The organism is Bradyrhizobium sp. 4, assembly GCF_023100905.1.
Lineage (GTDB): Bacteria > Pseudomonadota > Alphaproteobacteria > Rhizobiales > Xanthobacteraceae > Bradyrhizobium.
This window is the reverse complement of sequence record NZ_CP064686.1, coordinates 4,536,784-4,555,024: the sequence shown is the minus strand read 5'-3', so window position 1 is coordinate 4,555,024 and position 18,241 is coordinate 4,536,784. Positions and strand designations below refer to the sequence as shown.

Here is an 18,241-nt window from a genome sequence, read left to right as displayed (position 1 = left end):
CGGCGTGCGCTTGCGCGGCTTCGTCGCGATGCTAAAAGCGATCCCAATAAGAAGGGTATTGCCATGATCTCACTCGCCGACCTCCAGCGCCGCATCGAAGCGGGCGAGCTTTCGCCCGAGTCCGCCATAGCGCAATCGCATGCGGCGATCGAGGCGCGGGAGAAGGACGTCCACGCCTTCGTCCGTCACGACACCTCCGCGAAGGCGCAAGGCGCCGGGCCGCTCCGCGGCATCGCGGTCGGGATCAAGGACATCATCGACACTGCCAATATGCCGACCGAGATGGGCTCGGAGATCTATCGCGGCTGGCAGCCGCGCGCGGACGCGCCTGTCGTGATGATGCTGAAGCGGGCGGGCGCCACCATCATCGGCAAGACCACGACCACGGCGTTCGCCTCACGCGATCCAACCCCGACGCTCAATCCGCATAACCTTGGCCATACGCCGGGCGGCTCGTCCTCGGGCTCGGCCGCGGCCGTCGGTGCCGGCATGATCCCGCTGGCTCTGGGCACCCAGACCGGCGGCTCGGTGATCCGCCCCGCTGCCTATTGCGGCACCGCCGCGATCAAGCCGTCGTTCCGGATGCTGCCGACGGTCGGCGTCAAATGCTATTCGTGGGCGCTCGACACGGTCGGCCTGTTCGGCGCGCGCGCGGAAGATCTCGCGCGCGGATTGCTCGCGATGACCGGCCGCACCGAATTCGCCGGCATCGTCCCGGCGAAGGCGCCGCGCATCGGCGTGGTCAGGCAGGAGTTTGCCGGTGCCGTGGAGCCGGCCGCCGAAGAGGGGCTGCAAGCCGCGATCAAGGCCGCCGAGAAGGCTGGCGCCAGCGTGAAGACTATCGATCTGCCGGAGGCGGTGCAGGAGGCCTGGCGTATCCACCCGATCATTCAGGACTTCGAGGCGCATCGCGCGCTCGCCTGGGAATTTTCCGAACGCCACGATGAGATCGCGCCGATGCTGCGCGCCAGTCTCGATGCGACGGTCGGTCTCACACCTAAGGACTATGACGACGCGCGGCGGATCAGCCGCCGCGGACGCCGCGAGATCGGCGAATTGTTCGAGGGGTTCGACGTGCTGCTGACCTATTCGGCACCGGGCGCGCCGCCGGCCAAGGAACTCGCGAGCACCGGCGACCCCCGCTACAACAGGCTCTGGACACTGATGGGCAATCCTTGCGTCAACGTGCCGGTGCTCAAGGCTAATGGCCTGCCGATCGGAGTGCAGGTGATCGCACGCTTCGGCAACGACGCGCATGCGCTGGCGACGGCGTGGTTCCTGGAGCAGGCGCTGGCGAAATCAAGCTAGCGCAGGTTCGAGAGCGACGATGCGCTGGCCAGATGCGGCCGGCGCTGCGCTGTGATCGGCGGCTTGCTTGAGCCAGCGCCCGGCGGCCTCGCGGCCGCTGCGGTGAAGCGCGCGAATGAAGCCGCGGCCGAGATCGGTGGACGAGCGCTGCGCCAGGCCGTCGACGAAATCTTCCGCGGCGATCCTGGAGAGCCGCAGCGACGATGCGGCCTGCGATTGCGCCCATTCCATCGCCGCGATCTCGGCATTGAGGACGGCGTTGGCCGCGATCTGATCCAGCCTGCGGTCGATCGCGGCGAGCGTGATCGGCACGTAGCTGTCGCGCGCCGGCGTGACCTGGACCAGCAGGATTTCGGTGCTCGTCGTGTCCTGCACGAGCCGCAGCAGGGGCGGGTTGCCGCCGAGGCCGCCGTCCCAATAAGCCTCGCCGTCGATTTCCACCGCGCAATGAACCAGCGGCGGACAGGTCGAGGCCAGCGCGACGTCGGCGGTGATCACGTCGTTGCGGAATATCTGCTGCTGCCCGTCGCGGATCCGGGTCGCGGCGATCAGCAGCTTCGGGCAGCGCGGGTCGCGCAAGGCGGAAAAGTTGATGTCGCGCGACAGCGCCTGCCGCAGCGGATCGAGATCGAACGGATCGAACTGGCCGGAGCGCAGCGTCGGACCGAACGCGACCGAGCTTCCCGCCGGCGAGAAGCCGCCGATCAGCATCAGCGATCGGAACGAGGCCTCGTGCATCAGCCGAATCCAGAACCGGTTCAGCCGCGCGCGGGCGCCTTCACGGCCGCCCTCAGCGAAACCGGAGGCGAGCAGAAGCGCGTTGATGGCGCCAGCGCTGGCGCCGCTGATGGTGTCGATCGCGATGGATGGCTCTTCCAGCAGCCGCTCCAGCACGCCCCAGGTGAAAGCGGCGAAGGTGCCGCCGCCCTGAAGCGCCAGCGACAATCTTTGCGGCGGCCATTGGTTGGCTTCGGGTTGCGCTGGTGCGACTGGTGCCGCAGCGATCACGGCCTCAACTGTCAGAGGAGCTTGCGCGATGCGAGCAGGCTGCGGCGCTGGTGGCGAAACGCGCACAGGCTCTGGAGCAGGAACCGGCGAGGGCGCACCGGACCAGATATCCGTGGTCGAGAGCATCCGGCTTGCCGCAGTGCCCTGCAAGCCACCTTCAACATGCGCGCTGACAATCTTCTCGCTCATTCTGAGCAACCGCCTAGAGCCATGCCCATGATCAGGGCCAAGGCCTGGAACCCATTCGTCCATACAGCCGTGATTCGGCTGCAAGTTGCGAACACCATTTGCGATATAATGCAGAAGGGGTGCCGCGGTATCCGTGGATTCCCGGCTTATGCCTTCTCGCCGATCCGGCTTTCCTTGCCCGATTGCAGCCGCTTGATGTTCTCGCGATGAGCGTAGAACAACAGCAGCGTCAGCACCGCCGCCAGCGTCGCGAGTGCGGGCTGGCCGAACCACAACAGGAACAGCGGGGTGATGAACGAGGCCACCAGGGCCGAGAGCGAGGAATAGCGGGCGGTGAAGGCGGTCGCCAACCAGAGCAGGCAGAACACCACCGCCGCCGGCCAGAACAGCCCGAGCATGATGCCGATATAGACGGCGACACCCTTGCCGCCTTTGAATTTGAGCCAGACCGGGAAGAGATGGCCGAGGAAGGCGCCAAGCCCGGCCAGCATCGCGGCATTGGGACCGGCGATGTAGCCCGCGATCACCACCGCCACGGTGCCCTTGAGCGCGTCGAACAGCAGGGTTGCGGCGGCAAGGCCCTTGCGCCCCGTGCGCAGCACATTGGTGGCGCCGATGCTGCCGGAGCCGATCGAGCGGATGTCCTGCGTGCCGCCGAGTTTCGTCAGGATCAGTCCGAAGGGAATCGAACCGAGCAGGTAGCCGATGACAAAAGCCACCGGCAGGAACAATTCAAGCGCCATGTCTGCAAATTCCCTGGCTGCAGCTCCGCACGTCAGACATGCTCGTACACCGTCCGTCCGCCGACAATGGTGCGCACCACGCGACCTGTAAAGCGGGCCTCGTCGAACGGAGTGTTCTTGCAGGGCGATTTGAGGTCGGCGGGATCGACCACCCAGGGCACATCTGGGTCGATCACGATGACATCGGCGGGGGCACCTGTGCGCAGGGTTCCGCCGGGCAATCCCAAAATCTCGGCCGGCCGGGTCGACATCGCCCGGATCAGCGTCTTGAGATCCAGCTCGTCATTGTGCACGAGGCGAAGGCCCGCCGGGAGCATGGTCTCCAGCCCGATGGCGCCGGGGGCCGCTTCCGCGAACGGCAGGCGCTTGACCTCGACGTCCTGCGGATTGTGGTCGGACATGATGACGTCGACGAGGCCGGAGGCGACGGCGGCGACCAGCGCGCGGCGGTCGTCCTCGGTGCGCAGCGGCGGCGACAACTTCAGGAACGAACGGTAAGGGCCGATGTCGTTCTCGTTCAGCGCAAGGTGGTTGATCGAGGCCGAGGCGGTCACGGCAAGGCCGGCGTCGCGGGCGCGCTTGAGCACGTCGAGCGACTCGATGCAGGTCAGCGAGGCCGCGTGATAGCGCCCGCCGGTGAGCGCGACCAGGCGCATGTCGCGCTCCAGCATCACGGCCTCCGCCGCGTTCGGGATGCCCATCAGGCCGAGCCGCGACGCGAATTCGCCCTCGTTCATCACGCCTTCGCCGACGAGATCGCGATCCTCGGTGTAGTGCACGATCAGCGCGTCGAAATCGCGCGCGTAGGTCAAGGCGCGGCGCATCACCTGCGCGTTGATCACGCTCTTGTCACAGTCGCTGAAGGCGATCGCGCCGGCCGCCTTGAGCAGGCCGAACTCGGTCATCTCCTCGCCGTGCATGCCCTTGGTGAGCGCCGCCATCGGCTGGATGTTGACGATCGCGGTGTCGCGGGCGCGACGCATCACGAAGTCGACGGTCGCCGAGTTGTCGATCACCGGCAAGGTATCGGGCTGGCAGATGATGGTGGTGATGCCGCCGGTCGCAGCCGCCTGGCTCGCAGACGCAAAGGTCTCGCGATGGCTGAAGCCGGGCTCGCCGACAAAGGCGCGCATGTCGATCAGGCCGGGTGCGACGATCTTGCCGGCGCAGTTGACGACGTCGGTGCCCTCGGGGACGCCGGCAGCGCCAATGCCGCGGCGGGTCTCCCGGATGATGCCGTCGGCAATCAGGACATCGCCGGGACCATCGAAATCCCGGGAGGGGTCGACGACGCGGGCGTTGGCAAGCAGAATGGGTCGGCGGTCGGTCAACATGAGCATCACGCGTTCGGCAGGTTGCGGGCGAGCGCTTCCAGCACCGCCATGCGCACGGCCACGCCCATTTCCACCTGTTCGCGGATCAGGGACTGCGCGCCGTCAGCAACCGCAGTGTCGATCTCGACGCCGCGGTTCATGGGGCCGGGATGCATGACAAGGGCGTCTGGCTTGGCGTAGGCGAGTTTCTTCTGATCCAGCCCGAAATAATGGAAATACTCGGAGGTCGACGGCACGAAGGAGCCGTTCATGCGCTCGCGCTGGAGCCGCAACATCATGACGATATCGGCGCCGTTGAGCCCCTCGCGCATGTCGCGCGCGACCTCGACGCCCATCCGCTCGATGCCGGGCGGCAGCAGCGTGGAGGGGCCCACGACGCGGACGCGGGCGCCCATCGCGTTGAGCAGGATGATGTTGGAGCGGGCGACGCGCGAATGCAGCACGTCGCCGCAGATCGCGACCACGAGGCCTTCGAGCCGGCCCTTGTTGCGGCGGATGGTCAGCGCGTCGAGCAGGGCCTGTGTCGGATGCTCATGCGCGCCGTCGCCGGCATTGATCACGGAACCGTCGACCTTGCGGGCCAGCAGTTCCACCGCGCCGGAGGCGTGATGGCGCACCACCAGGATATCCGGGTGCATGGCGTTGAGCGTCATGGCGGTGTCGACCAGCGTCTCGCCCTTTTTGATGGACGATGAGGACACCGACATGTTCATGACGTCGGCGCCCAGCCGTTTGCCGGCGAGCTCGAACGAGGATTGGGTCCGGGTGGAAGCCTCGAAGAAGAGGTTTACCTGCGTCCGTCCACGCAGGACGGTGCGCTTCTTGTCAACCTGGCGGTTGAGCTCGACATATTCTTCGGACAGGTCGAGGAGGCCGGTGATGTCGGCCGCGGAAAGGCCCTCGATGCCCAGCAAATGCCGGTGGCCGAGGACGAAGGTCGATTTCGATGTCATTAAAGCGAGAGCTATAGGCGGGGATGGCCGGGGGGGCAAGGGCCAAAGCCCGGGCGGGGAGTTATCCCCCGATCTGTCGGTCTTATCGCTGTGGCGTGAGCTGTCCCCGTCTTCTCCGTCATGCCCGGGCTTGTCCCGGGCATCCACGTTCTTAAGGTGCTGTCGCAGAAAAGGCGAGGATGGCCGGGACAAGCCCGGCCATGACGACTGGGATGCATTTCGTGAAATCAATTCTGGCAGCGTTCCTGGCGCTCATGACGATCAGCACCGCCCACACCCAATCGCTTCCCGGCGGTTTCGTCTATTTGCGCGACATCGACCCCAGCATCATCCAGGACATCCGCTACGCCACCTCGAACAATTTCGTCGGCCGTCCGCTCGCCGGCTACGGCGTCGGCGAATGCGTGGTGAAGCGGGAGATTGGGCTGCGGTTGAAGGCGGTGCAGCAGGAACTGGTGGCGCAAAATCTCTCGCTGAAAATGTTCGACTGCTACCGGCCGGCGCGGGCCTCGCTCGACATGGTCAGGTGGTCGCAGAACGGCCAGGAGACGGTTGCCGAGCGGCGCTACAATCCCAAAATTCCCAAGACCGAGCTGTTCCGCCTCGGCTACATCGCAAGCCGCTCGCAGCATTCGACGGGCGCCGCGCTCGATCTCACGCTGGTCGATCTCAAGGCGGACAATTCAGGCAAATACGACCCGTCAAAGGCCTACGCCGACTGTACCGCGCCGGTCGAGGCGCGCCCGCCCGAGGGCAGTGTCGACATGGGCACGGGTTACGACTGCACGGACGCGAAAGGGCATACCGCCGCGCCAACGGTCAGTCCGGACCAGCGCGCCTGGCGCAAGCGGCTCGTGGCTGCGATGGCGAGGCAAGGGTTTGTGAACTATGCGAAGGAGTGGTGGCACTTTTCACTGCCGGGGGCGGGCGGGGCGGCCTATGATTTTCCGATTCCGCCGCGGATGAAGTAGATCGCAACCGACCCGCCCGGAATGCCTCTCAATGAAAGCGCTTTGATGGATTCGCTCAATCCCGATCGTCCGCCGCCGACCGTGACACCTGCGCACGAGGCGCCGCGCGTCTGGAAATTCTGGGGCACGGCGCTGTGGGGGATCGTTATCTTCGCTGCAATGTTCGTCGGGCAGATCGGCGCCATCGTTCTGCTGGCGGTGCAGCGTGGCCTGCCGATGGACCTCGCCTCGCTTCAGCTCGTCGGCGGCGAGCCGCAGGCGCTCGCGCTGTCGGTGATACTGGGCTTGCCGGCGACACTGGCTGCGGTGTGGCTTGCCATCCGCATCAAGAAGGCCTCCTTCGTCGACTATCTCGCGCTACGCTGGCCGTCCTGGAAGCAACTCCTGTTCGGCGCGGTCGGGCTTGTCCTGATCGTCGTGGCGTGGGAGACGATGTCGCGGAGCCTCGGCCGCGAGGCCACGCCGGGCTTCATGACCGATCTGTTGAAATCTGGTCGCGACAAGGGCGCAGCCTTCTTCCTGCTGTTCGCCTTCAGCGTGGCAGCGCCGATGTCGGAAGAGGTTTTGGCGCGCGGCTTCCTCTATCGCGGCTGGTCGGCGAGCTTCCTGCGCGTGCCCGGCGCGATCATCCTGTCATCGCTGCTGTGGACGGTCGTGCACCTGCAATACGACCTGTACTTCCTCGCCGAGGTCTTCTCCATCGGCCTCTGGTTCGGCTATATGCGCTACCGCAGCAGCTCGCTCTGGCTCACGATCGTGCTGCACGCGCTGAACAATCTGACGGCGGTGGTGCTGACGATGTGGCTGGGGAGCTAGCCCGACGGTCGCCCACGTTCCGTCATTGCGAGCGAAGCGAAGCAATCCAGAATCTGTCCGCGGAGAGACTCTGGATTGCTTCGTCGCAAGGGTTCCTCGCAATGACGAGAAGGAGAGCTTCGCTCGCAATGACGAATTCTAGGCCACCAGCGCGATCACGATCGGCATCGTGATCGCCGCCAGGATCGTCTGCAGCGTGATGATCTGCGCCAGTAGCGGGGCATCGCCGCCCATCTGGCGGGCCAGCACATAGGCGCTGGTGGAAGTCGGCACCGCGGCGCAGATCGCGACGATGGCGAGGCTGTCGCCGGACAGTCCGAACCAGACGGCGAGCACCAGGGCGACCACGGGCATCAGCACCAGCTTGAACACCACGCCGATAGCGGCGCCTGCGCTGGGGCGGAGCAGGCCTTCAAGATGCAGGCCGGCGCCGGTGACGAGCAGGCCGATTGCGAGGGAGGAGCGGCCGAGTGCGTCTGCCACCTCATGCCAGATCCTGGGCAGCGGCAGGTGGATGACATTGATGACGAGACCGATCCCGCAGGCCCAGATCAGGGGATTGCGGACAACCGTCATGACGATCGCGCGCGCGGATTGCTTCTCCGGAGCGGCGTAGTGCGCGAGCACCGCCACGCTGAGGACGTTGACCAGCGGAATGATCGCCACCATCGCGACGGAGGCGAGCGCCAGCCCGACCTCGCCGAACATATTGGCGGAGACGGACAGCGCCACATAGGTCTGCCAGCGGATCGCGCCCTGGAAGATCGAGGTGAAGGCGGGGCCGTCGATATCGAGACGCGACAGGGCCGGGCGGAGCGCGAGGCAGAGCAGCGACATCGCGAGCGCGGAGAGCAGCAGCGCGCCGCCGACGCCGGCGACCGGCACTCTGGACAGGTCGGCCTTCACCAGCGTCTGGATCAGCAGCATCGGAAACAGCACGAAATAAGTCAGCCGCTCCAGCCCGTTCCATTGCGTGTCGAGCCGCATCAGGGTGCGCTTCAGCACCACGCCGAGCACGATGAGGATAAAGACGGGAAGGAGCGCCGCGATCACGACGGCCATGGATCAGCCGGGCCCCGGGGCTGCGCGCAGATTGGCGAGGCGGTCGAGCGCGCCTTGCAGGATGAAGATCGCGGCGTGCTCGTCGATCACTTCGGCGCGCTTGGCGCGGCTGACGTCCATGCCGATCAGCTCGCGCTCGACCGCGGCGGTCGACAGACGCTCGTCCCAGAGGCCGATGGGCAGCGCGGTCAGGCCGGCGAGGTTGCGGGCAAACGCCCGGGTCGATTGCGCGCGCGGGCCTTCGCTGCCGTCCATGTTGATGGGCAGGCCGAGCACGAAGCCGACGGCCTTGCGTTCACTGGCAATCGCGAGCAGCCGGGCGGCATCCTGCTTGAACGCCTTGCGCTGGATCGTCTCGACGCCGGTCGCTAACCGACGGTCCGGATTGGAGACGGCAACGCCAATGGTCTTGGTACCGAGATCAAGGCCGACCAACCCGCCCCGTTCGGGCCAGTGGGTTGCAGCATCGATGAGAGGCAGGATAAGAGCCGGCATGGGATCAGCGCATATCACGCGTCAGGCTGCGGAGTGAACCTGTAACTATGGATGTGCTGACATTATTCGGCTTGGTCGCCGTGACAGCGATGCTGGTCACTTACGCCCTGGAAGACCGCAGCTACTGGTTCGTGCTGCTGTTCGCAATGTCCTGCGTGCTCGGTTCGGCTTACGGCTTCCTGCAAGGGGCCTGGCCGTTCGGCGTGGTCGAGGCGATCTGGGCTTTGGTTGCGTTGCGGCGCTGGCATCTCAGGCCGCGATGACATCGTCGTCTTGCTTCAGGCAAGCGGCAAATCCGTTCAGCGCACTGGTTTGATGTCCGGCACGACGCTGGATGAAGAGCGTCTCGACGTGCGCGTGCGAATGGCTCAGCGCGTGGATCGATACGCTGCCGTTGATCGCACTGCGTTCGACCACGGCGCGCGGCAGCAGCGTCACGCCCATGTCGGCGGCGACACAGCCGATCATGCCGTCGAGCGTGCCGAGCTCGAAGCGTGCGGCCGACGGCCAGCCGAACTCGACAAAGATCTGTTCCAGCCGCTGCCGGTAGGTGCAGCCGGTGCGGAACGTCAGCGCGGTCGGGCCGGATTCCGGCGTCCCGGCGCGCAGCTCGGCGAGCGTGGCCCAGCGCCGCGCGCTCACCAGCACCAGCTCTTCGCGGAACGCGCTTGTCGTGGTGAGATCTGCATGCGCGATCGGACCTGCGACGAAGGCGCCGTCGAGCGTGCCTTCGAGCACGCAAGCGACGAGGTCGGCTGTGGGCGCGGTGCGCAGGCTCAGCCGCACGGCGGGAAAGCGGCGATGAAAATCAGCCAGCAGCGGCGGCAGCCGCACGGCCGCGGTCGTTTCCATCGAGCCGATCGCAAGCGGTCCCTTGGGCTCGCCGTCGTCGCAGGCAGCGAGCACGGCCTCGCGCGCTAATGCGGACATCCGTTGCGCGTAGGGCAAAAGGCGCTTGCCCGCGCCGGTCAGGGTCATGCCGCGGCTATGCCGTTCGAACAGCGGCGTACCGATCTCCGCCTCCAGCGCCTTCACGCGCTGGGTGACGTTCGACTGCACCGTGTTGAGCTCTTCGGCCGCGCGGGTGATGCCCCCGGTGCGGGCGACGGCGGCGAAGGTCTGGATGTCGCTGAGTTCCATGGCATCGTTTCGCTTTTGTGATGGTAGCGTTCGTTAGAATTCAATTTTAGAGAATGGTATTCTGGACTAATGTTCGTGTCGAGAGCGGAGGAGCCATGCCGATCACCACGCCGCTGACCCAGCTCCTGGGGATCAAGCATCCGATCCTGCTGGCTCCGATGGACACGATCGCCGGCAGCCGGCTGACGCGGGCTGTCAGCGAGGCCGGCGGCTTCGGGATCCTGGGTGGTGGCTACGGCGATCAGGAGCGGCTCGAGGCCGAGACCAGTCAGCTGATCGGCTTTGCGTCGTTCGGTATCGGCTTCATCACCTGGAGCCTGGCAAAACAACCAAAACTTCTCGACATCGCGCTCGCTGCCAATCCGCAAGCGATCATGCTGTCATTCGGCGATCCCGCACCATTTGCAGCGCGCATCAAGGCGTGCGGGGCGCGCTTGATCTGCCAGGTGCAGAGCGAGGACATGGCGAAGCAGGCGCTCGACGCCGGTGCGGACATCCTGATCGCGCAGGGGACCGAAGCCGGGGGCCATGGCGCATCGCGCACCACCGTCGACATCGTGCCTGCGATCGTCGATTTCGCGGCCGGCCGCGTGCCGGTGGTTGCCGCCGGCGGAATTGCCGATGGTCGCGGGCTCGCGGCGATGATGATGCTGGGCGCCTCCGGGGTGCTGATCGGCACGCGCTTCTATGCGAGCGTGGAGGCCAATGGTGCGGAGGAAGCCAAGCAGCGCATTCGCGACGCTGATCCCAATGACACGGCGCGCGGCGTCATCGTCGACTGGTCGCGCAGCCTGTTCTGGCCGGCGCCGTTCACCGCGCGAACGCTGGTCAACAATCATATCAGGCGCTGGACCGGCCGCGAGGTCGAGCTGCTGCAGCGCGCCGCCGAGGTGACCGTCGACTATGCCGCGGCAAGGGCAGCGGGCAATTTTGAGGTCGCCGCGGTCTTTGCCGGTGAGGCTGTCGGCCTGATCCATGATATTCCGTCCGCCGCCGAAATCGTCGAACGGATCGCGACCGAGGCCGAGCAATTGCTAGCCGGTCGGCGTAATTCCAGCGTGTCCGCCTAAACTGCGAGAGAACAACCATGTGGCCGAACCGTCGACTGATTGACCTCTTCAAGACCGAATTCCCGATCGTGCTGGCGCCGATGGCTGGCGTGATGGACGCGGAGCTGGTGATCGCCGTTGCGCAAGGCGGGGGGCTCGGCTCGCTGCCGAGCGCGATGCTGTCGCCGGACAAGGCGCGCGAGCAGGTCAACATCATCCGGCAGCGGGTCTCCGCGCCGGTGAACATGAATTTCTTCTGCCACACACCGGTCGAGCTCACGGCCGAGGCGGAGGCGCGCTGGAAGCAGCGCCTCGCGGGCTACTACCGTGAGCATGGCCTCGATCCCGCCGCACCCATCAATGCCGCGAACCGCGCGCCGTTCGACGCCGGCTTCTGCGCGGTGGTGGAGGAGCTGAAGCCGGAGATCGTCAGCTTCCATTTCGGCCTGCCGGAGGCCGCGCTGCTCAAGCGGGTCAAAGCGGCAGGATGTCTCGTCATCTCCTCGGCGACCACGGTGAGGGAAGCGATCTGGCTCGAGCAGCACGGCGCTGACGCGGTGATCGCACAAGGTGCGGAGGCCGGCGGCCATCGCGGCATGTTCCTGACCGACAAGATCTCGGAACAGCCCGGCACCTTTGCGCTGGTGCCGCAGGTGGTCGATGCGGTGAAGGTCCCGGTGATTGCGGCTGGCGGCGTTGCGGATGGCCGCGGCATCGCGGCGGCGTTCGCGCTCGGCGCGGCAGGCGTGCAGATCGGAAGTGCCTATCTGCGCTGTCCGGAATCCAAGGTCAGTGCGGCGGCCCGCGCGGCGCTCGCCGAAGGGCGGGATGATTCCACCGTCATCACCAATGTCATGACGGGGCGCCCGGCGCGCGGCGTCCAGAACCGCCTGATGCGCGAGGCCGGCCCGATTTCGCCGGACGCACCGCCATTTCCTCATGCCGCAACGGCGCTGGGACCGCTGAAGGCGGCTGCCGAAAAGCAGGGCACGGTGGATTTCACCAACCTCTGGGCCGGGCAGGCCATCGCCCTGGGCCGCGAGGTCCCGGCGGCTGAACTGACCCGCGATCTCGCCAAATCGGCCCTGGCCCGCCTGAAAGCTCTCGCCGGATAGATCCCGCCGCCGGTTGCGGCGCAAAAGCGGCCTCTGCTATACGGCACATAGGTTTTGCCGTGAGAGGCCTTATATAATGTCCGTCGACGCCGCTACCGTCCGCCGCATCGCGCATCTGGCGCGCATTGCGGTTTCCGAGGGCGAGGTTCCGCATCTGCAGGGCGAGCTCAACGCCATGCTCGCCTTTGTCGAGCAGCTCTCGGAGGTCAATGTCGAGGGTGTGGAGCCCATGACCTCGGTCACCCCGATGCAGATGAAGAAGCGGCAGGATTTGGTCAATGACGGCGAGATCGCCGACGATATCGTTGCCAACGCGCCCGCGACCGAAGGTCACTTCTTCCTGGTGCCGAAGGTTGTTGAGTAATTTACGTAGCGTTTTCGAGCGAAGTGGAAGCCGGTTCGCGTAAAGAAAACGCGTCAAAAGAGTCTCAGGACGAAGTCCGATGTGCATGCTTTGCGACGACGAGAAGGCCTATCAGGCTTACATGAACTATCTCGACAAGATGGAGCGGCAGGGCAAGGCTGCCGACCCCAACGTCGCCGTGAATGCCGTGCTCGACGAGATCGAAGCGGCTGCGAAAGCGGCCGCCAAAAAAGACGACCCGGCCAACGACAAGTCCCTGTCTCCGTTCTTCTGCAGCCCGATCAATAAATGACCGATTTGACATCGCTGACGCTCGCGGAGGCCCGCAAGGGCCTCGCGGCCAAGACTTTCACGTCCCTTGAGCTGACCGACGCGCATCTGAACGCGATCGAAGCCGCGCGCGTGCTCAATGCTTTCGTCATGGAGACGCCGGATCAGGCGCGAACCATGGCGCGCGAAGCGGACGCCAGGATCGGGAAGGGCGATGCGGGGCCGCTCGCCGGCATTCCGCTCGGCATCAAAGACCTGTTCGCGACCAAGGGCGTGCGCACCACGGCGTGCTCCAAAATCCTCGGCAATTTCGTGCCGACTTACGAGTCCACCATCACTTCGCAGCTGTGGCGCGACGGCGCGGTGATGCTGGGCAAGCTCAACAATGACGAGTTCGCGATGGGCTCGTCGAACGAGACCTCGTGCTTCGGCCCGGTGGGAAATCCCTGGCGGCGCGACGGAAGCAACACGACGCTGGTGCCGGGCGGCTCGTCCGGCGGCTCGGCCTCCGCCGTGGCGGCGCTGCTGTGCATGGGCGCGACCGCGACCGACACCGGCGGCTCGATCCGCCAGCCGGCGGCGTTCACCGCAACCGTCGGCATCAAGCCGACCTATGGCCGCTGCTCGCGCTGGGGCATCGTCGCCTTTGCCTCCTCGCTCGACCAGGCCGGTCCGATCGCGCGCAGCACGCGTGATGCCGCAATGCTGCTGCGCTCGATGGCCGGTCACGATCCGAAGGACACCACCTCGGTCGACATGGCCGTGCCGGACTACGAGGCTGCGATCGGCAAGTCCGTGAAGGGCATGAAGATCGGCATTCCCAGGGAATACCGTCTCGACGGGATGCCGGCCGAGATCGAAAAGCTTTGGGAAGCGGGTGCGGCCTGGCTGAAAGCGGCCGGCGCCGAACTCGTTGAAGTGTCACTGCCGCACACCAAATACGCCTTGCCGGCCTATTACATCGTTGCGCCGGCGGAGGCGTCCTCCAACCTCGCGCGCTACGACGGCGTGCGCTACGGCCTGCGCGAGCAGGGCCGGAACATTAACGAACTCTACGAGAACACCCGCGCCGAAGGGTTTGGCGCGGAGGTGAAGCGCCGCGTCATGATCGGCACCTACGTGCTCTCGGCCGGCTATTACGACGCCTATTATTTGCGCGCCCAGAAGGTGCGTACGCTGATCAAGAAGGACTTTGAGGACTGCTTCGCCAAGGGCGTGGACGCGATCCTGACGCCGGCGACGCCGTCGGCGGCCTTCGGCATCGGCGAAAAGGGTGGGGCGGACCCCGTCGAGATGTACCTCAACGACATCTTCACGGTGACCGTGAACATGGCGGGCCTGCCGGGCATCGCCGTGCCGGCCGGCAAGGACGCGCAGGGCCTGCCGCTCGGCCTGCAGTTGATCGGCCGGCCTTTCGACGAGGAGACGCTGTTCTCGCTCGGCGAGGTGATCGAGCAGGCCGCCGGCCGCTTCACGCCGGCGAAATGGTGGTGAACATGGCGGCGTATATCGGCAGCCTCGTCGGCGCCGCGCCGCCCCCGGATCTCAGCGCGCCGCTCGCCGCACTGTGGTGGGCCGCCAAGGGCGACTGGGATCAGGCGCACAGAATCGTCCAGGACGAGAGCAGCCGCGAGGCCGCCTGGGTGCACGCCTATCTGCACCGGGTCGAGGGCGACCTCGGCAATGCCGGCTATTGGTACCGCCAGGCCGGCCGGCCCGTGGCAACGGATTCGCTTGAAGCAGAATGGCAGCGCATCGTCGATGCGCTGGGTGAGAGTGCATCCACATGAGCGAGCCTGGTTTCACGAGTCCGAAAGCGAAGCCGGAGGATTTATTCGGCCGCTTTCGCGAGATCGTTTCCGATCCGCTCAACCTCCTGATCGAACGCGTCCCAATGGCAGGCCTCGTCGGAGGCGACCAAGTCTATCTGCATAACGGCCGGAAGGTTCCGGGCATCGGGCCCGAAGCCTATTACGGCCCTTTCAGCAGTGTGCTCATCATCAATCGCGGCGTCCACGAGCCGCTGGAAGAATATGTCTTCCAGGAATTGCTGAAGCGGCTCGGCGAGGCTCCCTCCATGATCGAGCTCGGCGCCTATTGGGGCCACTATTCGATGTGGCTCAAGAAGGCGCGGCCCAAGGCAGAGGTCATCCTGGTCGAGCCGGATCCCGCATGCCTGAAGACCGGTCAGGATAATTTCGCGCGCAACGGACTGCGGGCCGAATTCGTGAAAGCCTTCGTCGGCAAGGGCAAATTCGAGGTCGATGCCTTCTTCAGGGACAGGAAGATCAAGCATCTCGACATATTGCATGCCGATATCCAGGCCTTCGAGGTCGAGATGCTGCAGGGCGCGGAGAGCGTGCTCGCCAAGCGCCGCGTCGATTATCTCTTCATCGCAACCCATTCGCAGGCCCTCCATTACGAAGTCGTCGATCGTCTCAAGGCGCACGGCTACCGCGTCGAGATCTCCAGCGATTTCGAGGAGCAGAGCACGTCGTTCGACGGCTTCGTGTTCGCCTCCTCGCCGGAAGTCGACGCGCTGTTCGGAGCGATCGAGGTGATGGGCCGCCGCGAGATCGCGCTGCGCCAACCGGCCGAGGTGCTTCGGTCGCTCAACGGACTTCTCGAAGCCGGTGAAGCGCGCGCGGCCAAGGGACCAATGAAGGAACCAGTGAAGCCATGAACGCACCTGCCGCACCCCACAAGCTTCTCAAGGGCTCAACCGGTGACTGGGAGATGGTCATCGGCCTGGAGGTCCACGCTCAGGTGACGTCGAACGCGAAGCTGTTCTCCGGCGCCTCCACCGCGTTCGGCGGCGAACCGAATACGCATGTGTCGCTGGTGGACGCGGCGATGCCGGGCATGCTGCCGGTCATCAACGAGGAATGCGTCAGACAGGCTGTCCGGACCGGGCTCGGGCTGAACGCGCAGATCAATCTGCGCTCGGTGTTCGACCGCAAGAACTATTTCTATCCGGACTCGCCGCAGGGCTACCAGATCAGCCAGTACAAGTCGCCGATCGTCGGCGAAGGCGAGGTCGTGGTCGAACTGGACGGCGGCAAGACCGCCACGATCGGCATCGAGCGGCTGCATCTGGAACAGGATGCCGGCAAGTTGCTGCACGATCAGTCGCCGACCATGTCCTATGTCGACCTCAACCGATGCGGCGTGGCGCTGATGGAGATCGTCTCCAAACCCGACATCCGCGATGCCGAGCAGGCCAAGGCCTATGTGACCAAGCTGCGCTCGATCCTGCGCTATCTCGGCACCTGCGACGGCGACATGGAGAAGGGATCCCTGCGCGCCGACGTCAACGTCTCCGTGCGCAAGCCGGGCGCGCCGCTCGGCACCCGCTGCGAGATCAAGAACATGAACTCGATCAATTTCATCGGCCAGGCGATCGAGTACGAGGCCAGGCGCCAGATCGAAATCCTCGAGGACGGCGGCGCGATCGACCAGGAGACCCGGCTCTATGACCCCAACAAGGGCGAGACGCGGTCGATGCGGTCCAAGGAGGAGGCGCACGACTATCGCTACTTCCCCGATCCCGACCTGCTGCCGCTGGAGTTCTCGCAAAGCTTCGTCGACGAGCTGAAGGCTGAGCTGCCCGAGTTGCCGGACCAGAAGAAGACGCGCTTCGTCGCGGATCTCGGCCTGTCGTCCTACGACGCCAGCGTGCTGGTCGCCGAGCGCGAGAGCGCGGTGTTCTACGAGACCGTGCTGGAAAAGCTCGCCAACCGCGCGCGCGACGGCAAGGTCGCCGCCAACTGGGTGATCAACGAGCTGTTCGGTCGGCTCAACAAGGAAGGCCGGGATATTACGGACTCTCCGGTCGATGCCGCACAGCTCTCAGGGATCATCGACCTGATCGGCGAGGGTACGATCTCCGGCAAGATCGCCAAGGATCTGTTCGAGATCGTCTGGCAGGAGGGCGGCGATCCCCGCGCGCTGGTCGAAAGCCGCGGCATGAAGCAGGTCACGGATCTTTCGGCGATCGAAAAGGTTGTCGACGACATCATCGCGGCCAATCCCGACAAGGCGGCGCAGGTCAAGGACAAGCCGCAGTCACTCGGCTGGTTCGTCGGCCAGGTGATGAAGGCATCCGGCGGCAAGGCCAACCCGCAGAGCGTCAACGAGCTGCTCAAGTCCAAGCTCGGCATCTGACCTCGCACGTTCGAACGAGGTGACGGACAGGCATCGTCACCTCGCTTTCGGTTCGCGATGCGACGCTCGCGCGCATCCTCGGCGACGAACTTCATCCCGATCGAACGCGATACGCCGACCGAATCGCCGTCACGCGATTCGCGCAAAACGGCGACTTGCACACGCTCCGACGAGCGCTCGCGCCGTTAATCATGAAAATATTTTCGTTGCCAAAAGTCGCGACTCAGAGTCCGCGAAGCGCCCTCGAGGGGCGCTCGCGCGATTGGCGCGATAGGTCATTACATCGATCGTGCGCGATGCGCGCGTGCAGAAAAATACTTGCTGCATAGTGTTTTTCTGCAGTCGCATCTTTTGCGAACGTCGATGCCGCGGGGACTCTCTGCGCTCGCATGCACACATCGTGCAGTCCGTTTGCATCGTGTTCGCCAGCGCAGGCGCGTTTCGCCGTCAACACTTCTTTAAGCGAGACGCTGTTTTTTTCGTTGTGTTGGTGTATTCGGGATGAGTGTGCACTCGATCCCCGACTGCATGCAGCGATTAAGCCATCTCACACATCGGAGGGCAACATGGCCAAGAAAGCTAAGAAGGCAAAGAAGGCGAAGAAGGCGAAGAGCGCAGTGAAGAAGACTGCGAAGAAGACCCGCAAGGTCGCCAAGAAGAAGTAACTTCGCTTTTTGAAGTTGCCGGCTCCTAGAGAGCCGGCACGTCATCAGCGCCTTCTCGAAGGTTCTGGTCGACGATAGAGGGTGTCGGCGAGACATCAGGTCAACGGTCGGATCGTTCTCTTTCGCGGGTTCGCTCGCCAAAGGCCGGTCCGGCAGAAGAAACAAGTTTTCTTCGTTCGTGCGGTTCTCCGTAAGGGGCTCCGCAATTTCACAAGTGGCCTTCGGGCCAACGTGGAAGCTGGTCCTGACGTGTTCGCCGACGCCCTCGTTCTCATGAGGCCGGGGTATTGCCGGCATTCCCATATCCCACATTGTTGATCTGATCGCGGCGTGGCTGTGCTGCCTTGAGCAGGCAGGGCTATCGCATATGACGTCTCAGCGATGCCTGAGCGAGCGCCTCGTCCTTCGAGACGACTGCTTCGCGGCCTCCTCGGGATGAGCCTCAGCTGCATCCATCTGCGTTGATGTTGCCGCATACTCGTCCCTCATCCTGAGGGCCGCCGCAGGCGGGCATATCGAGAGATGGCCGCAGTCGAGCTTCCCGCCATATGTTTCTTCATAGGCGCGCCCTGCTTGAACAGGGAGGCTGCGGCGC

Annotated in this window: 19 protein-coding genes; 12 read left to right on the top strand and 7 right to left on the bottom strand. The window is 65.1% G+C overall.

The window, feature by feature from the left end; translation table 11 throughout:
* Positions 1-63 precede the first annotated feature (63 nt).
* A complete protein-coding gene (locus tag IVB45_RS21445; RefSeq protein ID WP_247361612.1) occupies positions 64-1,308 on the top strand; it encodes an amidase in 1,245 nt (414 codons plus the stop codon).
* Here the strand turns inward: IVB45_RS21445 and IVB45_RS21440 are convergent.
* The 4 genes from IVB45_RS21440 to IVB45_RS21425 all read right to left on the bottom strand — a co-directional run bounded on the left by IVB45_RS21440 (position 1,300) and on the right by IVB45_RS21425 (position 5,535).
* Entirely contained in the window at positions 1,300-2,505 is a 1,206-nt protein-coding gene (locus tag IVB45_RS21440; RefSeq protein WP_247361610.1) for a patatin-like phospholipase family protein, read from the bottom strand. The two genes, IVB45_RS21445 and IVB45_RS21440, sit on opposite strands and share 9 nt — an antisense overlap.
* Before the next feature lie 146 nt (positions 2,506-2,651).
* A complete protein-coding gene (gene plsY, locus IVB45_RS21435; protein WP_027567312.1) occupies positions 2,652-3,248 on the bottom strand; it encodes a glycerol-3-phosphate 1-O-acyltransferase PlsY in 597 nt (198 codons plus the stop codon).
* Positions 3,249-3,280: 32 nt separating this feature from the next.
* Positions 3,281-4,582 (bottom strand): dihydroorotase, encoded by a 1,302-nt coding sequence (locus IVB45_RS21430; protein ID WP_247362754.1) that lies wholly within the window; start codon positions 4,580-4,582, stop codon positions 3,281-3,283.
* Positions 4,583-4,587: 5 nt separating this feature from the next.
* Positions 4,588-5,535, bottom strand: a complete 948-nt coding sequence (locus tag IVB45_RS21425; RefSeq protein WP_007603315.1) for an aspartate carbamoyltransferase catalytic subunit — start codon at positions 5,533-5,535, stop codon at positions 4,588-4,590.
* A gap of 212 nt (positions 5,536-5,747) precedes the next feature.
* Here IVB45_RS21425 and IVB45_RS21420 point away from each other — a divergent pair, with 212 nt between their 5' ends.
* Both IVB45_RS21420 and IVB45_RS21415 read left to right on the top strand, forming a co-directional pair.
* Complete coding sequence (locus tag IVB45_RS21420) at positions 5,748-6,506, top strand: M15 family metallopeptidase (protein WP_247362753.1); 759 nt, start codon at positions 5,748-5,750, stop codon at positions 6,504-6,506.
* A 45-nt stretch (positions 6,507-6,551) separates the two neighbouring features.
* Entirely contained in the window at positions 6,552-7,322 is a 771-nt protein-coding gene (locus IVB45_RS21415; protein ID WP_247361606.1) for a type II CAAX endopeptidase family protein, read from the top strand.
* Between the two features lie 138 nt (positions 7,323-7,460).
* Here the strand turns inward: IVB45_RS21415 and IVB45_RS21410 are convergent, their stop codons facing one another.
* Both IVB45_RS21410 and ruvX read right to left on the bottom strand, forming a co-directional pair.
* Positions 7,461-8,384: an AEC family transporter gene (locus IVB45_RS21410; protein WP_247361603.1), complete on the bottom strand. Its 924-nt coding sequence runs from the start codon at positions 8,382-8,384 to the stop codon at positions 7,461-7,463.
* A 3-nt stretch (positions 8,385-8,387) separates the two neighbouring features.
* The gene (gene ruvX, locus IVB45_RS21405) at positions 8,388-8,879 is read right to left on the bottom strand and encodes a Holliday junction resolvase RuvX (protein WP_247286801.1); all 492 of its coding nucleotides are present in this window, start codon (positions 8,877-8,879) and stop codon (positions 8,388-8,390) included.
* A 47-nt stretch (positions 8,880-8,926) separates the two neighbouring features.
* Here ruvX and IVB45_RS21400 point away from each other — a divergent pair, with 47 nt between their 5' ends.
* On the top strand, positions 8,927-9,142 hold the full coding sequence (locus IVB45_RS21400; RefSeq protein ID WP_247361601.1) for a hypothetical protein: 216 nt from the start codon (positions 8,927-8,929) through the stop codon (positions 9,140-9,142).
* On the opposite strand, the gene IVB45_RS21395 is transcribed toward IVB45_RS21400, so the two are convergent.
* Positions 9,129-10,019, bottom strand: a complete 891-nt coding sequence (locus tag IVB45_RS21395; protein WP_027567305.1) for a LysR family transcriptional regulator — start codon at positions 10,017-10,019, stop codon at positions 9,129-9,131. The genes IVB45_RS21400 and IVB45_RS21395 overlap by 14 nt on opposite strands.
* A 95-nt stretch (positions 10,020-10,114) precedes the next feature.
* On the opposite strand from IVB45_RS21395, the gene IVB45_RS21390 reads away from it, so the two are divergent.
* From IVB45_RS21390 to gatB, 8 genes are all read left to right on the top strand, one after another.
* Positions 10,115-11,089, top strand: coding sequence for a nitronate monooxygenase (locus IVB45_RS21390; RefSeq protein WP_247361598.1), 975 nt, complete (start codon positions 10,115-10,117; stop codon positions 11,087-11,089).
* Between the two features lie 17 nt (positions 11,090-11,106).
* Positions 11,107-12,183: a nitronate monooxygenase family protein gene (locus tag IVB45_RS21385; protein ID WP_247361595.1), complete on the top strand. Its 1,077-nt coding sequence runs from the start codon at positions 11,107-11,109 to the stop codon at positions 12,181-12,183.
* 76 nt (positions 12,184-12,259) lie between these two features.
* Positions 12,260-12,547, top strand: a complete 288-nt coding sequence (gene gatC, locus IVB45_RS21380) for an Asp-tRNA(Asn)/Glu-tRNA(Gln) amidotransferase subunit GatC (protein ID WP_007603335.1) — start codon at positions 12,260-12,262, stop codon at positions 12,545-12,547.
* A gap of 79 nt (positions 12,548-12,626) precedes the next feature.
* On the top strand, positions 12,627-12,839 hold the full coding sequence (locus tag IVB45_RS21375) for a hypothetical protein (RefSeq protein WP_007611210.1): 213 nt from the start codon (positions 12,627-12,629) through the stop codon (positions 12,837-12,839).
* Complete coding sequence (gene gatA / locus IVB45_RS21370; RefSeq protein WP_247361593.1) at positions 12,836-14,311, top strand: Asp-tRNA(Asn)/Glu-tRNA(Gln) amidotransferase subunit GatA; 1,476 nt, start codon at positions 12,836-12,838, stop codon at positions 14,309-14,311. Before IVB45_RS21375 ends, gatA begins: the two co-directional genes overlap by 4 nt.
* The gene (locus IVB45_RS21365) at positions 14,302-14,607 is read left to right on the top strand and encodes a hypothetical protein (RefSeq protein WP_247361591.1); all 306 of its coding nucleotides are present in this window, start codon (positions 14,302-14,304) and stop codon (positions 14,605-14,607) included. Before gatA ends, IVB45_RS21365 begins: the two co-directional genes overlap by 10 nt.
* A complete protein-coding gene (locus tag IVB45_RS21360; protein ID WP_247361589.1) occupies positions 14,604-15,500 on the top strand; it encodes an FkbM family methyltransferase in 897 nt (298 codons plus the stop codon). Before IVB45_RS21365 ends, IVB45_RS21360 begins: the two co-directional genes overlap by 4 nt.
* Positions 15,497-16,981 carry an Asp-tRNA(Asn)/Glu-tRNA(Gln) amidotransferase subunit GatB gene (gene gatB / locus IVB45_RS21355; protein ID WP_247361587.1) on the top strand — a complete coding sequence of 495 codons (1,485 nt, stop codon included), beginning with the start codon at positions 15,497-15,499 and terminating at the stop codon, positions 16,979-16,981. The genes IVB45_RS21360 and gatB overlap by 4 nt, the downstream gene beginning before the upstream one ends.
* Positions 16,982-18,241 lie beyond the last annotated feature (1,260 nt).

Bases quoted from the DNA above. Each gene is read 5' to 3' on its own strand.
- IVB45_RS21445 (WP_247361612.1), top strand. From the start codon at position 64: ATGATCTCACTCGCCGACCTCCAGCGCCGCATCGAAGCGGGCGAGCTT.
- IVB45_RS21440 (WP_247361610.1), bottom strand. From the start codon at position 2,505: ATGAGCGAGAAGATTGTCAGCGCGCATGTTGAAGGTGGCTTGCAGGGC.
- plsY (WP_027567312.1), bottom strand. From the start codon at position 3,248: ATGGCGCTTGAATTGTTCCTGCCGGTGGCTTTTGTCATCGGCTACCTG.
- IVB45_RS21430 (WP_247362754.1), bottom strand. From the start codon at position 4,582: ATGTTGACCGACCGCCGACCCATTCTGCTTGCCAACGCCCGCGTCGTC.
- IVB45_RS21425 (WP_007603315.1), bottom strand. From the start codon at position 5,535: ATGACATCGAAATCGACCTTCGTCCTCGGCCACCGGCATTTGCTGGGC.
- IVB45_RS21420 (WP_247362753.1), top strand. From the start codon at position 5,748: ATGCATTTCGTGAAATCAATTCTGGCAGCGTTCCTGGCGCTCATGACG.
- IVB45_RS21415 (WP_247361606.1), top strand. From the start codon at position 6,552: ATGGATTCGCTCAATCCCGATCGTCCGCCGCCGACCGTGACACCTGCG.
- IVB45_RS21410 (WP_247361603.1), bottom strand. From the start codon at position 8,384: ATGGCCGTCGTGATCGCGGCGCTCCTTCCCGTCTTTATCCTCATCGTG.
- ruvX (WP_247286801.1), bottom strand. From the start codon at position 8,879: ATGCCGGCTCTTATCCTGCCTCTCATCGATGCTGCAACCCACTGGCCC.
- IVB45_RS21400 (WP_247361601.1), top strand. From the start codon at position 8,927: ATGGATGTGCTGACATTATTCGGCTTGGTCGCCGTGACAGCGATGCTG.
- IVB45_RS21395 (WP_027567305.1), bottom strand. From the start codon at position 10,019: ATGGAACTCAGCGACATCCAGACCTTCGCCGCCGTCGCCCGCACCGGG.
- IVB45_RS21390 (WP_247361598.1), top strand. From the start codon at position 10,115: ATGCCGATCACCACGCCGCTGACCCAGCTCCTGGGGATCAAGCATCCG.
- IVB45_RS21385 (WP_247361595.1), top strand. From the start codon at position 11,107: ATGTGGCCGAACCGTCGACTGATTGACCTCTTCAAGACCGAATTCCCG.
- gatC (WP_007603335.1), top strand. From the start codon at position 12,260: ATGTCCGTCGACGCCGCTACCGTCCGCCGCATCGCGCATCTGGCGCGC.
- IVB45_RS21375 (WP_007611210.1), top strand. From the start codon at position 12,627: ATGTGCATGCTTTGCGACGACGAGAAGGCCTATCAGGCTTACATGAAC.
- gatA (WP_247361593.1), top strand. From the start codon at position 12,836: ATGACCGATTTGACATCGCTGACGCTCGCGGAGGCCCGCAAGGGCCTC.
- IVB45_RS21365 (WP_247361591.1), top strand. From the start codon at position 14,302: ATGGTGGTGAACATGGCGGCGTATATCGGCAGCCTCGTCGGCGCCGCG.
- IVB45_RS21360 (WP_247361589.1), top strand. From the start codon at position 14,604: ATGAGCGAGCCTGGTTTCACGAGTCCGAAAGCGAAGCCGGAGGATTTA.
- gatB (WP_247361587.1), top strand. From the start codon at position 15,497: ATGAACGCACCTGCCGCACCCCACAAGCTTCTCAAGGGCTCAACCGGT.